The 16,997-nt window shown below is 44.3% G+C and carries 7 protein-coding genes; 1 reads left to right on the forward strand and 6 read right to left on the reverse strand.

Translation table 11 applies throughout. The annotated features are described in order from the left end of the window. Positions 1 to 38: 38 nt before the first annotated feature. The 6 genes from MHI32_RS08725 to MHI32_RS08750 all read right to left on the reverse strand — a co-directional run bounded on the left by MHI32_RS08725 (position 39) and on the right by MHI32_RS08750 (position 8,385). Positions 39 to 890, reverse strand: coding sequence for a DegV family protein (locus MHI32_RS08725; RefSeq protein ID WP_076126458.1), 852 nt, complete (start codon positions 888 to 890; stop codon positions 39 to 41). Positions 891 to 1,041: 151 nt separating this feature from the next. Beyond that, positions 1,042 to 1,905 (reverse strand): AraC family transcriptional regulator, encoded by an 864-nt coding sequence (locus MHI32_RS08730; protein WP_340012168.1) that lies wholly within the window; start codon positions 1,903 to 1,905, stop codon positions 1,042 to 1,044. 145 nt (positions 1,906 to 2,050) lie between these two features. Further along, positions 2,051 to 3,733: an alpha-glucosidase gene (locus tag MHI32_RS08735; protein WP_036684397.1), complete on the reverse strand. Its 1,683-nt coding sequence runs from the start codon at positions 3,731 to 3,733 to the stop codon at positions 2,051 to 2,053. A gap of 88 nt (positions 3,734 to 3,821) precedes the next feature. Further along, positions 3,822 to 6,140 carry a glycoside hydrolase family 65 protein gene (locus MHI32_RS08740; RefSeq protein ID WP_076126463.1) on the reverse strand — a complete coding sequence of 773 codons (2,319 nt, stop codon included), beginning with the start codon at positions 6,138 to 6,140 and terminating at the stop codon, positions 3,822 to 3,824. A gap of 319 nt (positions 6,141 to 6,459) precedes the next feature. After that, on the reverse strand, positions 6,460 to 7,116 hold the full coding sequence (gene pgmB / locus MHI32_RS08745; protein WP_076305981.1) for a beta-phosphoglucomutase: 657 nt from the start codon (positions 7,114 to 7,116) through the stop codon (positions 6,460 to 6,462). A gap of 222 nt (positions 7,117 to 7,338) precedes the next feature. Next, on the reverse strand, positions 7,339 to 8,385 hold the full coding sequence (locus MHI32_RS08750; RefSeq protein WP_076195090.1) for a LacI family DNA-binding transcriptional regulator: 1,047 nt from the start codon (positions 8,383 to 8,385) through the stop codon (positions 7,339 to 7,341). 688 nt (positions 8,386 to 9,073) lie between these two features. Here MHI32_RS08750 and MHI32_RS08755 point away from each other — a divergent pair. Next, positions 9,074 to 16,978, forward strand: a complete 7,905-nt coding sequence (locus MHI32_RS08755; RefSeq protein WP_340012169.1) for a pullulanase — start codon at positions 9,074 to 9,076, stop codon at positions 16,976 to 16,978. Positions 16,979 to 16,997: the final 19 nt, after the last annotated feature.

The following is a 16,997-nucleotide window of genomic DNA, read 5'->3' on the forward strand; positions in this document are numbered from 1 at the left end:
ATTTGCTTAAGAAGCAATGGCCGGAGATTTGTGTGTTATTAGTCCTGAAGCATATACATGAGACCTACAGTATGCGGCCCACAATGGCTGCCAATTACACAACCCGCATGGAGGATTGCTATTTCATTAACTTGAGTTTTCTCTCGTAGTGCTGCCTCCAGATAGAGCGCATCTTCTTCCGCCAAGGTATGGACCACGATGAGCAACTCATTATCCATTCGATCGACATGAACCAAAGCGTTCTGGAGCATTTGTTCCACAGCTTTTTCTTTTTTGCCACGGATTTTGCTGGTAGGTATGATGCTCCCATCTACCAGTCTAAGAACAGGACGGATTTTGAGCAGACTACCGATGAAGTTCTGCATGCCTGAACAGCGTCCACCCATATATAAGTAATCTAGCGTATCCACAACGAATTCAGTTTCCACAAGGCTGCGGCTGTGCTCCAGCATGGCTGCAATCTCTACGGCAGAGTGGCCCTTTTCAGCAGCTCTGACAGCCTTCATAACAAGGAGGGCAATGCCTCCGCACAAGGTTTGCGAATCTATAACCTGTACGCGTCCCTCAGGAAATTCCCCGGCAGCCAAAAGTGCATTCTGATATGTAGAGGATAGTGAGGAGGAGAGACTGATATATACAATATCTTGTCCGCTGCTAATCACGGGTTGAAATGCAGCAATGAAATCTGCTGGCGAAGGTGCTGCCGTTTTCGGCAATACTCCACTAGCGGCTACACGGCGATACACTTCCTCGGGTGTAATATCTTCACCATCTTTGTAGGTACCTTCTTCAAATACAACATAAAGAGGAACGATGCCGATGTCATAAGTATCCTTCCAGTTTTGAGGTAAATCGGAAGTGCTGTCTGAAAATATTTTTACAGTAGACATGAAATTCTCCTTCACCGATAATTCGGATGACAATAATCATTATAGAACTACATAATCTATTTATTATACCAAGACTATGCCAATTCTCAAAATGAAATAGTAGGCAATCACAAGAAAAAAGACTATCGGGATTTCGATAGTCTTTTTAGTTCTATTCTTTTTTCGTAACAGGGATCCATATCTCACAGCGATAGTCCTCTGCGTCTGGTCTCCCTGGAAGATATAGCTCAAACTCAGGTCCGCCTGTGTGCTCGTAGCCTGTGGAAGGGAACCACTCCTGGAAAATGCGTGCCCATACCTGCTGGATCGCATCAGGCATCGGCCCTACTGAGGTGAACACAGCCCAACTTGCAGCTGGAATTGTTGTAGAAGCAAAGCCCTGTGCATCAGTCTCTGGAGTAGCTTCGACAGCGATCCAATAGGAGAAGGTTTCTTTATCATGGTTCATGTCAGAGCAGATGCCTAATAAATCCTTATCTTCACCGAGCTCAATCAGCTTATCTGACGTACCATTTTCATTAGCTTCTATCCACAACTGAGGGATGCGGCGCAGATTCTCCCCATCCTTCGTTGTCATTTCCTCTACTAGTCCGATAACATTAAAAGCGTCTCTTTTCTCAATTCTGTAGTCCATTTCTTTATCTCCCTTCAGTGATAGATGGAAGGAGAGTCTAGGGAAAGCCTTGAGCTGTACCCCTGACTCCCGCGCAGCAGAAGGAGTAATTCCATGTGCCTTGCGGAATGCTTTGGCAAACGACTCGGGCGAGTCATATCCGTATTTCAGTGCAACATCCAGCACTTTAACTTTAGAAATAGCAAGCTCCTGTGCAGCCAGAGTTAATCTGCGCTTACGGATATAGTCTTTAATAGATACTCCGGTAAGCATATTGAACATGCGCTGGAAATGAAAGGGGGAGGAGTAAGCAACCTTGGCGATTTCTTCAACGGTCACAGATTCCTCCATCTTGCTCTCCATATAATCTAAAGCTTCTTTCATGCGGATAAGCCATTCCAAGTCCGTCATCTCCCTTTAAGTTCATACTATCAGGCTGCATTTGCAAAATCCTGTTATTCCGTGCTCTCTAATGACAGGTAGCAGGCAGAAGGATAATCTCATAAAAAATCATCCTAAATAGTATAACTCAGGAAGATAGACAAAGTTAGTCTTTCAATCGATACACTCTTGCTTCATAAGGTCGTAATAATTCCCGTGTGGGTGCATCATCAGGGTAATTTCCAATAATAAGTTCCGTAGCCTTACTTAGCTCTGCGGAAAGATCAACAGTCTGTGGAACCTCATTGAAATTGAGCAGCACCAGCCACTTCTCGTCATCCAGAGTACGCGTATAGGCATAAATATCCTCATGCTCTGGCAAAAGTAGCTTGTATTCGCCATAAGCCATGATCGGATTTTTTTTGCGCAAAGCAAGCAGCCTTTGGTAATAATAGAAGATGGAATCCGAATCCGCCAGGGCCTGCTCCACGTTAATTTCCTTGTAGTTCGGATTAACTTTGAGCCACGGCTCCCCTTCAGTAAAGCCGGCATTCGCAGAATCATCCCATTGCATCGGAGTACGCGCATTATCACGGCCTTTGATATGAATAGCGTTTAGCACGCTGTTAGGATCAGCGCCGCCTTCGGTAACCTTTTCGCGATACATATTGAGGATTTCAATGTCTTTATAATGTTCAATGGCTGTGAATTTTACATTAGTCATCCCGATTTCTTCGCCTTGATAAATATAGGGTGTCCCTTTCAGCGTGTGCAGTAAGGTAGCGAGCATTTTGGCAGAGATCACACGATACTTACCGTCATCCCCGAATCTTGAGACCATACGTGGCTGGTCATGATTGTTAAGATAAAGACTATTCCAACCCTTATCCGCCAGACCCACTTGCCATTTATGAAGAATATCGCGCAGCTTCGACAACGTCCACGGGGCTACGTCCCATTTGCCGTCAGGACCCGAGTCCACATCCATATGCTCGAACTGGAATACCATTTGCAGCTCTTTGCGTTCCTCGTCCGTGTAAAGGATGGCATCTTCAACTGTAGCGCCAGGGGTTTCGCCGACAGTCATAATGTTATAGTTGGATAACACTTTGTCATTCATTTCATGTAAAAACTCATGAACACGTGGTCCATTCATATAATATTCGCCACCCCAAGCAAGTTCCCCGGGAGCAAGGCCGTCTCTATGAGAGGAAGGGAGACCTTCCACTTTGGAAATCATATTGATTACATCCATTCGTAGACCATCCACACCCTTGTCGAGCCAGAAGGTGATCATCTTGTATAACTCCTCACGCAGCTGCGGATTCTCCCAGTTGAGATCCGGTTGCTTGCGCGAAAACAGATGCAGATAGTATTCACCAGTGGTTTCATCCAGTTCCCAAGCCGGGCCGCTGAATACAGAACTCCAATTGTTGGGGCGCTCACCATCTGGTCCACCCGGACGCCAAATGTAGTAATCGCGATATGGATTATCTTTTGAAGAACGGGATTCTACGAACCAAGGATGCTCATCTGAGGAATGATTGATTACAAGGTCCATCATCAGTTTTATGCCACGGGCGTGCAATCCAGTCAGTAATTCTTCCCAATCCTGCAATGTGCCGAACTCATCCATAATATCTTGATAATCGCTGATGTCATAACCGTTATCGTCATTTGGTGATTTATATACAGGTGACAGCCAAACTACGTCGACACCTAGCTTTTGCAAATAATCCAGACGTGAAATGATTCCTTGCAGATCTCCAATCCCGTCACCATTGCTATCTTGAAAGCTGCGGGGATAGATTTGGTAGACAACGGCTTCTTTCCAAAAGGTTCTGTTCATTCAAAATCACTCCTTATATAAGTTATCTTCCTAAAAAATAAAGAGACCCCAAAAGCATTAAGCTTCAAGGGTCTCTTGGGTGTTAGTTTTATACTGTGACGGAATTGCTATCAGCAGTGATGCTGCTTAGTCCGTTTACGGTATATTCTTTGTCGTAGATAGTAATAGAAGCAGGGATATCAGTTTCATTCGTAACAGTAACTTGTGCATCCGTAACGCTTACTTTCAGACGGGAGCCGCGGAACATGATTTTAAAAGAGTAAGCGGTCCAGTGACCTGGGTTAGATGGGCTCAGTGTCAGTCTGCCGTCATGCACGCGGAGTCCGCCGAAACCATGTACGATTGACATCCAAGTACCAGCCATGCTAGTGCTGTGCAAGCCGTCTTCTGTATCATTGTTATAGTTATCAAGATCCAGTCTTGAAGTACGCAAGTACATTTCATAGGCCTTATCCTTATATCCCAGCTCACTGGCTAGAATGGAGTGGATACAAGGGGAAAGGGAGGACTCATGAACAGTGATCGGTTCATAAAAGTCGAAGTTACGTTTTTTGGTATCGAGATCGTAACGGTCACCCAGGAAATATAATCCCTGCAGAACGTCTGCTTGTTTAATGAAGCAAGAACGCAGGATACGGTCCCATGACCATTTTTGGTTGAGTGGCAGATGCTCACGTTCCAGATCTTTGACTTGAATGATCTCTTTGTCCAGGAAGCCATCTTGTTGTAAGAAGATACCCAGCTCTTCATCCGCAGGATAATACATCTTAGCAATGATGTCTTTCCATTTTGTAGTTTCGCTCTCTTGCAGCCCTAGTTTGTCGACTAGCTCAGCATAACGAGTAGGCTCATTTTCTTGCAAGTATGCCAGTGCTTCCATGGTATATTCCATAGTCCACGAAGCCATACGGTTCGTATACCAGTTATTATTAACGTTATTCTCATATTCATTCGGGCCCGTTACGCCGAGCATTACGTATTTGTCTTTGCGTGATGCATAGTGAACACGTTCTTCCCAGAAGCGGGAGATTTCCACGAGAACCTCAAGGCCATATTGTCCCAGATAAGCTTTGTCTCCGGTGTAGTTCACATAGTTGTAAATAGCGTAGGCAATGGCACCATTCCGGTGAATTTCTTCAAATGTAATTTCCCACTCGTTGTGGCATTCTTCACCGTTCATCGTAACCATTGGGTATAGCGCACCTTTTTTGAATCCAAGCTTACGGGCATTTTCTTTAGCTTTCTCTAAGTGCTTGTAACGGTAGATCAACAAATTGCGGGCAATGGAAGAGTCCGCCGTACTGAGATAGAAGGGAACGCAATACGCCTCAGTATCCCAGTAAGTGCTGCCGCCGTATTTTTCACCGGTAAAGCCTTTCGGGCCAATGTTCAGGCGGTCATCTTCACCATTATAGGTTTGATTGAGTTGGAAAATATTAAAGCGAATCGCTTGCTGAGCCGAAACGTCACCTTCAATGATGATGTCGCTTTCTTTCCATTTTTCTCTCCAAGCTTCAATTTGTTCGGTCAAAAGAGTTACAAATCCGGCTTCCTTAGCAGCTTGCAGAGCAGTTTGGGCGGCGTCGACCAATTGTCCCAGACCGTGATTCCGAGAAGTAACATTGGCTACATATTTATAAATGACGATTTGATTGCCCGCTTGTGCGGTTACGTCCAGTTTGCTGGCTACATATTTCTCTTGTTCGATCGCTTCTGCTTCGGCAGTTACCTTCTCACCATTGACAAGGATATCAAAAGCCATAGCAGAGGTGACATGGAAGTCGAGTTTCTTAGTCTTAAGAGTGAGATGTCCATGATCAGGTCCCGCTTGTTTCTCAACTTCATTCCAGAATTTCTCGTCATAGTTGGAATCCTTGTTCTTCACATCACCATCAAGATAAGGAGTAATCGTAATCTTGCCTGAGAAATTAACAGGAATGATGGAATAGCGAATCGCGCCGATTTCTTGACGAGTCATGCTTACGAACCGGATACTTTCTACTTTAACTTCCTTACCATCTTCGAGAGTGGCAGTGAAGCTACGGGAGAGCGTTCCTTCTTTCATATTAAGTACACGGCGGAATTCGGAAACGGTGCACTTTGCCAGATCAAGGGGGGTACCCTCGATATCAATGTTAATACCGATCCAGTTCGTGCTGTTAAGTACTTTGGCAAAATATTCAGGATAGCCGTTTTTCCACCAGCCAACACGTGTTTTGTCAGGGTAGTAGACGCCCGCCATGTAGCTGCCTTGCAGGCTGTTGCCGCTATATTGCTCTTCGAAATTGGCCCGGCCACCCATAAATCCGTTACCAAGACTAAATACGCTTTCAGAAATTTCTTGCGTCTGTGGATCAAAGGATTCCTCAATAATGGACCATTCATCAATTGTTAAATATTGTTTCACGATAACCGCTCCTTTAAATATGTTAGGGGGATATATAAAATGAACAAATCTTTTGTTAAACTTCCGGTGATATAAAAGTGACTGCGATGAATCTTTGGACTTTCGATCGCTGTTATAATCAGATTTCTATATTTAAACCACATTTTGCGGATGAAATCTGATTATAAAGGCGAACGCTATGCTTCTACAGTTCCAAAATTCCTCTCCGTCACTTCATCACCAGAAAGTTAACGATTAATTATTAGTTCATTTAATCTCTGGTAGGAATGTCCATAACAACTCAAATCAGTACTATTTGAGTTCATTATGTTCACTATATTTATGCAAAAGATTCTTTGAGCATGGATACACTCATATGAGCGAGCGATGGAACCGCAATATTCGCTGCACTGAGGGTTTCCGGCGAACCAATGCCAACACTGAACATACCGGCCCGGGTAGCGGCCTCAATTCCCGCTTCTGCATCTTCGAAGACTACACAATGTTCAGGTGCGGCATCCAGTGCTTTGGCTCCTAACAGGAACACTTCCGGATCTGGTTTAGCAGCACTAGTATGAGTTCCATCGATGATTGCATCAAAGTAAGGGGTTAATCCGGTATTATTCAAGATCGTCATAGCGTTTTTACTGGCAGAACCGAGAGCGACTTTGATGCCATTCGTACGGCACTCTTTTAGGAAATCAAGCGCACCTGGCAGAATCTCAGAACTGTCCATTTTCGCAATATATTCGACATAACGATTATTTTTCTGTTCCGCAAGCTTAGCTTTCTCTTCTTCAGCAATCGTTAGTCCACCGATTTCCAGCAAAATATTTAGTGAAGCCGTTCTGCTGACTCCCTTAAGGCGTTCGTTATCTTGTTCTGTGAAAAGAAACCCCAGTCCATCTGCAAGCTCTTTCCAAGCGATATAATGGTATTTGGCTGTATCGACGATTACTCCGTCCAAGTCGAACAAGCAGGCTTTAATTTCCGACATTGTAGTACCTCCTAAAAGTTTTGACAGCGTCGTGATCCAGCGGATGCCGTATTAGAATCTTATTAAACCGTTTAAACTTTGATTAAGATGTGTAAGTTTATCCTAACCTAAGATCCTAGAAATCACCCATAAAGAACTGGATCATTAAGTATTGTATGATTTAGCGCAAACGTTTGTACAGATTTTCAAAAAATAAATGAAGCGATTAAACGCTTCACTTATTCATTCTGTTTTATGCTTTGCCTGAGAGTGCATGGATGACTCTCTCACGATCAGACGATGGGGAATGACAAATCGGTTGGTATGACCTGAACCGTTATCCGGACTCTTGATATTTTGGATAAGTACTTGTGATGCGGTGTAGCCAAGATGATAAATTCCTATATCAATACTGCTGATCGGAGGACTAGATAATTCAGATAATGGAATATTGTTAAAGCTTACAATGGCGAGATCGTCTGGAACCTTGTATTTCAGTTCATTCAACCCGCGCAAAATTCCGAACGATACCATGTCATCCACCGCTACCAGCGCAGTGGGTCGATTCGGCAAATTCATGAAAAAGGACATCGCTCTATAGCCGCTATCCTGTAGAAATTCACCCTCTACAATCCATTCATCCCGCATTTCTAAACCGCTATTCTGCAATGCTTTACGATATCCGGCGAGACGGTCACGAGAAACGATTAGATTAGGTGGTCCACTTACGAAGCCAATACGTTTATGCCCCATGGAAATGAGGTGGTTCGTAGCATCGTATGCTGCCATCACATTATCATTATCGACTGATAAAATATTCTCATATTTATCACTCCGGCCAACAAGCACGAATGGATAATCGTTGCTCTCTAGAAAATCAATAACGGCATCATCCGTACGAGAGTAAAGCAGAATAACGCCGTCAACACGGCGACCCTTCAGAAGTCGTGAAACGGCTTCCAGTTCTTCTTTCTCGTTCGCTCCGGAGCTTATCAGCACATCATAACCGGAACGGCTGGCTTGTGTAACGATCCCGCGAATTAATTCCATAAAAAATAGATTAGAGAACAGCTCTTCAGCAGGTTTAGGAAGACTGAAGCAGATGCTGTTAGTAGTTTTCGACACCAAGCTCTTAGCCATCATGTTAGGGGTATAGCCCATATCCTCCATAATAGCTTTAACTTTGCGGGAAGTTTCCAGGCTGATTCTGGGATGGTTGGACAATACCCGGGATACCGTGGAGGGAGATACTCCCGCTTTCTTGGCCACATCCTTAATGGTAACTGTCATTGAAACCTCCTTATGGAACCGTTTGCTTTACACAGTAATATTAATCTAAGAGTTCTAAATTGTAAATAGATAAAGTCATTCAAAAGGAGGAAATTGCTACTTTTGGAAGGAACACAAGAAATTTCAATGCAATATTGTTGCTTTTCACCAAAAAAGTATGAATGATTCGGGAATTTTGATCTTAATATGTATAAATGCGGTCTGAATTTTGTGAAAAGAGCATTCGCTGAATGCAAACGTATGGCTTAAAGGATGCAAGAACTTAGCTGAAAGGAAGGGAAGAACAAGTTTCGTTTTTATTGCGGCTTTAAATTGAGCTTTTATTTTAGAAAATACTGGTTGACAATACCGTAAATTCGGCATTAGTATGTAAATCAAAATACAGCAAGCGTTTTCATTGGGTATTTTTAGGTTGTAATCAGTTGCACTAACGATCGGGTTTTATGGACTAGTGTTTGCGCATAGCTTTTTGCAAACGATTGCACTAATTTCGACATGATGTATCAAGCTTTTACTTTGATAGAAGGATGGTGACAGCGTTGAATTGGCTTGACGAGCCCTACATATAGACCTTCTTCACCTTCAGAAGGAATTCGCATGATTTATAATCTCATAAATTGGTGGGGTTTGTGAAATCATGTATCCGCTTGCAAAAAGGGAATTCATAATTATGGGAGGTTTTGCAAAAATGAAAATAAGATTATGGGGGAAGAGGGCATTTGCGATCTTTATGATCATTGCTCTCGTGTTCTCTGGTCTTGGACTACATCCTGTTAATGTTACAGCAGCAACGACGAAGGTTGTGTTGGTCGGGGATCTGCAGTCTAAATTTACATCGACAGATGCGGAAACGCCGGGTAAGGATTGGGATGAGACATCGGTAGTTACCCAAATGACCTATTCAGATAATGGCCTATATTCTTTTACAGGCACATTGCCGGCAGGAGAATATAACTACAAGGTTACTCTAAATGATTTATGGGATGAGAACTATGGATTCACAAGTTACACCAATCCTCAGGGGAGCAATGATGAGGAGAATATTCATATCAAGCTAGAAACAGAGACTGCCGTGACCTTTTATTATAATGACTTAACTCATAAAATAGCCGATTCCACGTATTACACACCGATTGCTTCCGCTAAACTACCAAGATTGACAGGAAACCTGCCGGCAGAAGCACTTACCACATTATCTGATCCTGATTTTGATGATGTTTACAGTACGGTGGCTACCCTTCCTAAGGGAGATTACACCTACCAAGTTTCTGTTCCAGGAGACGGTGAAGCCGGGGATCAATTGTATCCCGAAACTGCTAATAATCTGAGTCTTCCTTCCGATCTGCCGGTTACCTTTAAATTTAATCCACTGGATGGCAGTGTGACAGCTGAATATAAAATTCCTTCTGAACCTGTTGAGGTTACCCCTGTTCCGGCTGGACACATCCGTATTCACTACACTCGGACAGCTGGTGACTATGAAAATCAGGGATTATGGACATGGGATGATGTTCAATCCCCTTCCGCAAATTGGCCAACAGGGGCAACTCCATTTCCTGAAGGGCAAATTGATTCTTATGGTGCTTATGTTGACGTGCCAGTGAAGGATGGAGCCAAGAAAATTTCGTTCCTTGTGGTAAACCGAGTCACTCAGGCTAAGGATGAAGGCGATAAACTCTTTGCCATTAACACGCCTGAGACGAATGAAATTTGGATCAAGCAAGGCTCAAATGATGTAACACCGTATGAACCAGTTGCACTTGCTCCTAATACAGTGCGAATTCACTATATGAGAGCTGATACAAATCATGATCAATACGGACTGTGGCTGTGGGATGACGTCGTAGCCCAATCCGAAAATTGGCCGTCTGGAGCTACTCCTTTTGTGGCAGATCAAACAGATCGTTATGGTGCATATGTTGATGTTCCACTTATTGAGAACGCGAAGAAAATCGGCTTTATTGTGATGAAACCTTCGAACGGTGATAAGGACGGTGACAATAAAACCTTTAGCCTGCTGGATCGATACAATCAGCTATGGGTTAAAGAAGGAGACAACAATGTTTATGTTTCTCCGTTTGGAGAGACACCAATTGGCTTAGTATCCGCAGAGGTGTTGTCGACGAGCAAAATCCTTCTCGGCTTCACACTGACTGACGGTTTGGATCCAGCTGCCTTAAAGACAGCAATTACAGTTAAGGATAAAGAGGGTGCTGCAGTCCCGATTACTGCGGTAACCCTTACAAGCAAAACTTCAATCGAAGTGGATACAGAAGCTTTTGATTTGGAAAAAGTTCCGCTTAGCGTTACTTATTCAGGTAAAACAGTCTCCGCCGCAAGTGGCTGGAGAATGCTTGATGAAATGTACAATTATACAGGAGACGATCTTGGAGCTACGTATAATGCTGACAAAACAGCCACATTGAAATTATGGGCACCTAAAGCAAGCGGAGTCGTTGTAAATCTTTACGATAAGAATGACTCTAACGTGCAAGTGGGTAGTGTTGCTTTAACACTCGGCGAGCAAGGGGTTTGGTCAGTCCAGCTGAAGCCAGCTGATTTGACAGGCACAGCGGCAACAGATGTAAGGGGCTTCTTTTATCAATACGAAGTAACGAATGACGGTGTAACCCATAAGGTCCTTGATCCTTATGCTAAATCAATGGCGGTATTCACTGTTGATACCACAGGTGCTGCTGGTGCCGGCGGGGATACAGTGGGCAAAGCGGCTATCGTTGATTTAAGCCAGACGAACCCTGATACCTTTGGGTATGCTGATATAAAAGGCTACGAAAAACGTGAGGACGCCATCATCTACGAAGTCCACGTGAGAGATTTTACATCAGATGTATCGATCGAGGATAGTCTGAGTGGGGAAAGATGGGGTTCTTATAGCGCTTTTGAAAAGAAACTTGATTATATTAAATCTCTTGGTGTAACGCATGTTCAGTTGCTTCCTGTGATGGCTTGGTATTACGGGGATGAGACGAAGATGGGGACTAGAGAGCCAGAGTATTCCGCAAAAAACAATGAATACAACTGGGGGTATGATCCTCACAGCTATTTCTCTCCGGACGGGGCTTATTCACAGAATCCTGCCGATCCAGAAGAGCGGATTAAAGAATTAAAAGGTTTGATTGATGCCGTGCATGAAGCTGGAATGGGTGTCGTTCTGGACGTAGTGTATACTCACATGGCTAAAAAAGAATTTTTAAACGACATCGTACCTAATTATTATGCCTTCCAAGATGCAAACGGCAACTTTATCGGGGGGTTCGGCAACAATTTAGCCACCAACCATAAAATGGCTGAGAAGCTGATGGTTGATTCGGTAAAATACTGGTTTGAAGAGTATAAAATTGATGGAATGCGCTGGGATATGATGGGCGATGCGACAGCTGATGCTGTTCAGCATGCTTATGATGCCGCGGCAGCAGTGAATCCGAAGGCACTCTTTATTGGTGAAGGCTGGAGAACATTCGGCGGCGCTGCGGCTGATCCTTCTCTCGCTGGGCAAGGTGCAGATCAGGATTGGATGGACAAAACGGATAGTGTCGGTGTTTTCTCCGATGAATTCCGTAATGAATTGAAGTCTGGTTATGGTTCTGAAGGTCAGCCTAGATTTATTACCGGTGGAGCACGTCCGATCGCTACAATCCTGGACAATATTAAAGCTCAACCTTCGAATACACCAGCAGATGATCCGGGTGATATCGTCCCATACATCGAAGCTCATGATAATCTGACACTTCATGATGTCATAGCACAATCGATCAAGAAGGATCCGGATATTGCTGAGAATGAGCTTGAAATTCAGCAGCGGATCAGATTAGGAAATATGCTCGTATTAACTTCTCAAGGTACAGCCTTTATCCATGCCGGTCAGGAATATGGGCGGACTAAGCAGTGGAAGGGCACAACGGATCCTGAGGATAAATTCACAGAGATGTTCGACAATAACAACCAATCGTTTGGCTATTTCATTCATGATTCTTACGATTCATCGGATGCAGTTAACATGTTTGATTGGACCAAAGCAACGGATGAATCTAAGTTCCCGGTACAGAACACGACAAGAAAATATACGTCGGGTCTGATGGAGCTGAGAAAATCAACGGATGCCTTCCGATTGGGCGATAAGGATTTGGTTGACTCTAACATTAACCTGATCCCTGCTCCAGAAATGAAGGATAACGATCTTGTCATCGGTTATTCCAACAAAGCAACAGATGGTACTGGCATCTATTATGTCTTCATGAATGGTGACAGCACAACTAGAAAGCTGACCTTATCTGAGGATTTGACGGGTGGTCAAGTGCTTGTGGACAACGATGAAGCTGGTGTTACAGCGATACCGGCTGCGCAGCAGACAGGTTTTATTTTGACAGCAAATTCAATTACATTAGAGCCTTTGACGGCTGTGATTATTCAAAAGGAAGCTTCACCAGCTACGCTTACCTCTTTGGAAACAGATAGTGCAAGCTACACGCTGGCAGCAGGCAATACACATCAAACCGCTGTTTTTGCGAAATATGATGACAATAGCAGAAGTAATGTTACTAAGAAGGCTACTTACCTTTCCAATAAACCTGAAGTGGCTACAGTAACTGATAAAGGTCTAGTCAAAGCGGTTGGGCTAGGAACGGCAACCCTTACTATCTCTTATGAGGGTGTTTCCACAACCGTCACCGTTAAAGTTACTGACAAACGATATGTTCAATTCACTTATACCCGTAGCGATAAGGACTATAAGGATTGGAATATCTGGGTTTGGAACACTGGAGCTAAAAATGACCAGATTGATTTCACAACCTTTAAGAATGGCACAGCGAGCGTTCTGATTGAGGTTGCGGAGAATGCAACAAGCGTTGGATTTGTCCTGCGCAAAGGTACGGATTGGAACACGGGAAAACAAGACTATCCGGACGATCGTGTCATACCGTTGACCCCTGGTGAACCGTTCACTAAGGTGTATGTAACCAGTATGGTTAAAGAGCTTGATATCAAACCAAGTATTAGCGGCCCTATTTTAAAAGATGGAACGATTACTTTCAGATACCGCGACGACGCTTTGTTCCGTAATGGAAATATGGACGCAATAACAGCTGCTAAAGTAAAAGTGAACGGCACTTCGTATCCAATGATCTATGATCCGGCTAACGAGTGGTTCACTTATACACTGGCTGATTTAAAAGAAGGTATGTATAAATATACTTTCTTGATTACTAAAGACGGCGTCACTACCGAAATTACAGATCCAAAGAATACGGTGAATGATGAATCTGTTATTGATTATCATCAACCTGTCGTTACGATTACGGCATCCGTAAGTCCAGAGGCAGTCACATCCAATCAGAATGCTGTTGTAAGCATCAACGCTTCCTCTTCGGAAGAAGTAACTTACTCTGAAGCATATATGGATTTAACCAATCTTGGAGGACCTAGCAAAGTTAAGCTGGATACGGAACTCTTGAAACAAACGGTTGCTGTGAAAGACACGGTGTCAGCGGGCATCAAGGATATTCCGATTACGCTCGTAGACCAATACGGCAATGCACATAAGGAAAAGGCTACACTTGAGGTAAAAGCAAGAACCTATACAGGGGATAAGCTGGATTTTGATTGGGATGAGGCCCGGATTTATTTCGCGCTTACAGACCGGTTTAAAGACGGTGACCCAACGAATAATGAGAATGTAAATAAAGATCATCTGGAAGCTTATCATGGTGGAGATTTCCGGGGGATGATCGACAATCTCGATTATTTGCAAGAGCTAGGAATTAACACGTTATGGATCACGCCAATCGTAGATAATATTGATTTTAACAAAGGCGTTGACTTTGGCAGCGAACAATATGGATACCATGGGTATTGGGCAAAAGATTTTACCAAGCTCGACGAGCATCTTGGCGATATGGCAACCTTCAAGGAGCTAATCGAAAAGGCGCATGACAAAGGGATCAAGATCATGGTTGACGTTGTACTCAATCATACGGGTTACGGTCTGAAAGCTGAGGATACCTATCCGACAATTACAGCTGAGGATAAAGCACGTTTCGAAGGGATGCTGCGCACGGATGGTGTATCCGCAGATACAGATCCAATTAAGGGTGAGCTTGCTTTCCTGCCAGATTTCAAGACGGAAGATCCAGCCGTTCGTGAAAAAATTATCGCTTGGCAAACAGGCTGGTTAGACAACGCACGTACGGAACGTGGAGACACGATTGATTATTTCCGTGTGGATACAGTCAAGCACGTGGACGATACGACTTGGAAAGCCTTTAAAAATGCACTGACAGCGATTGATCCAAACTTCAAAATGACCGGCGAATACTTCGGTGGAACCATTGATAACAATGGTGGAATGCTCGAAACTAGCCAGATGGATGGTCTGCTTGATTTTGGATTTAAAGATGCAGCCAGAGATTTTGCAAATGGTAAGGTAAACAGTGTGGATGCTTATCTGCAGGAACGTGAATTAAAGATCGACAATACGAAGATGATGGCTCAATTCCTGAGCAGTCACGATGAGAATGGTTTCTTGTCTGATTATGTGGGAGGCGATAAAGGCAAGCTGAAGATTGCTGCAGCTCTGCAAATTACCGCCAAAGGACAGCCGGTAATATACTACGGAGAAGAACTGGGGAATTCCGGAAGCAATGCTGGAAATATGTCTGAAGGTCAATTCAGTGAGAACCGTAAGGATATGCCTTGGGATCAATTGACGGCAGAGAAGCCACTACATGACCATTATCAAAAGCTGTTGAATATCCGTGCGAAGTACTCCAAAGTGTATTCCAAAGGTGCGCGCACGAAGCTCGCAGGTTCAGATGATTCAGGTTATTTAGCTTTCAACAAATCTTATGAAGATGAGAACGTAGTGACGGTAATCAATACTAAAACTAGTGGGAATTCTGTAACGATTCCAGTACCGTTTGCTGCCAATTCATCGGTAACCGATGAATACAGCGGTAAAACATACATGGTTTCCGAAGATCAAAAGGTAAATATTGATCTGCCAGGCAGAGATGATGGAGGCACGGTTATTTTGGCGGAGGTATCGGATGTTGTACCGACACCAACGCCGACACCAACGCCGACGCCGACACCAACGCCGACACCAACATCGACGCCAACGCCGACACCAACGCCGACACCAACATCGACGCCAACACCAACGCCGACACCAACACCAACGCCGACGCCGACACCGACACCAACGCCAACGCCGACGCCGACACCGACACCAACGCCAACGCCGACACCAGAAGTAACACCGTCGCCTGAGGTGACACCAACACCAACATCGACGCCGACGCCGACGCCGACACCAACGCCGACGCCGACACCAACGCCGACGCCGACACCAACGCCAACGCCAACGCCGACACCAGAAGTAACACCGTCGCCTGAGGTGACACCAACGCCAGAAGCCACCGCGGCACCAACCTCTGGAGTTGTTGTTAACCCTAGCCCTACACCGCCAGCGGATACTCAGGTTGTGAATGAGGATAGCTTGAAGAATGGTAAAGACGGCAAGGTGCAAATTGATGTTGTTGCCGGTAAGACAGCGGTACGCTTACCTTTACAAGCTGCACAAATACTAGGAACTAATGATCTTGTGTTTAAAATGGGAGATCTGTTAGTTACTATCCCTAGCCAGCTTTTAAGTACAATGCCAAGTTTAGCTTCAGGTATTGATGGGGTAGGTGCCCAAATCTTGCTTGAACTGAACCCACTGGCGCAGTCTGCTGCGAAAGCCATAGTAGACGGTTTAAACAAAGACAGTGCTCATGTTAGCTCTCTTTCCGATGTATTTGAATTCAGACTTAGCGTGCTGATGAAAGACGGTACTCGGATTGTAATTAAGCAGTTCGATGAGCCGATTACGATCTCATTCAAGATTAAAGGGCAATTCAACAAGGACTTAATCGGAATCTATTATTTAAGTGATAATGGCGGGTTAGAGTACGTGGGAGGACAGCTGAATGGAGAGGTGATCACGGCACAAGTCACACATTTCAGTAAGTATGCTGTGCTTGAAATCGATAAGTCGTTCAAAGATGTTCCTGCAACCTATTGGGCATTTAAGGCGATTCAATCACTTGCCGCCAAACAAATTGTGTCAGGGGTCACTACCTCTGAGTTTGATCCGAAAAGTAATGTTAGCCGTGCGGAATTTACAGCACTACTAGTACGTGCACTTGGCTTAAAAGCGGAAGGGCAGGTCCTGTTTACTGACATCAGGTCAGATGCATGGTATGCCTCATATGTAGCCACAGCTACTAAGCTGGGTATTGTTAGTGGACGGAGTAATAATATTTTTGCGCCAAATGCATCAATTACCCGTGAGGAAATGGCTGTTATGGCGATCCGCGCACTTGAAATGAAGTCTGGTAAGAAGCTTGAACCTTTAGCAGCCTCTACGGCATTTACTGACGCTTCAAGTATTAGCAAGTGGGCGGAAGCCTATGTGAAGACTGCAGCAGACTTAGGACTCCTGCAAGGCCGAGAGAACAATCGATTCGCTCCAAAAGCATGGATGACCCGCGCAGAAAGCGCACAGGTTATTTATACGCTGCTGAGCAAGTAGGCTAAACTAAGGTGTGCTG

Source organism: Paenibacillus sp. FSL H7-0690 (assembly GCF_037980415.1).
Taxonomy (GTDB): domain Bacteria; phylum Bacillota; class Bacilli; order Paenibacillales; family Paenibacillaceae; genus Paenibacillus_AQ; species Paenibacillus_AQ odorifer.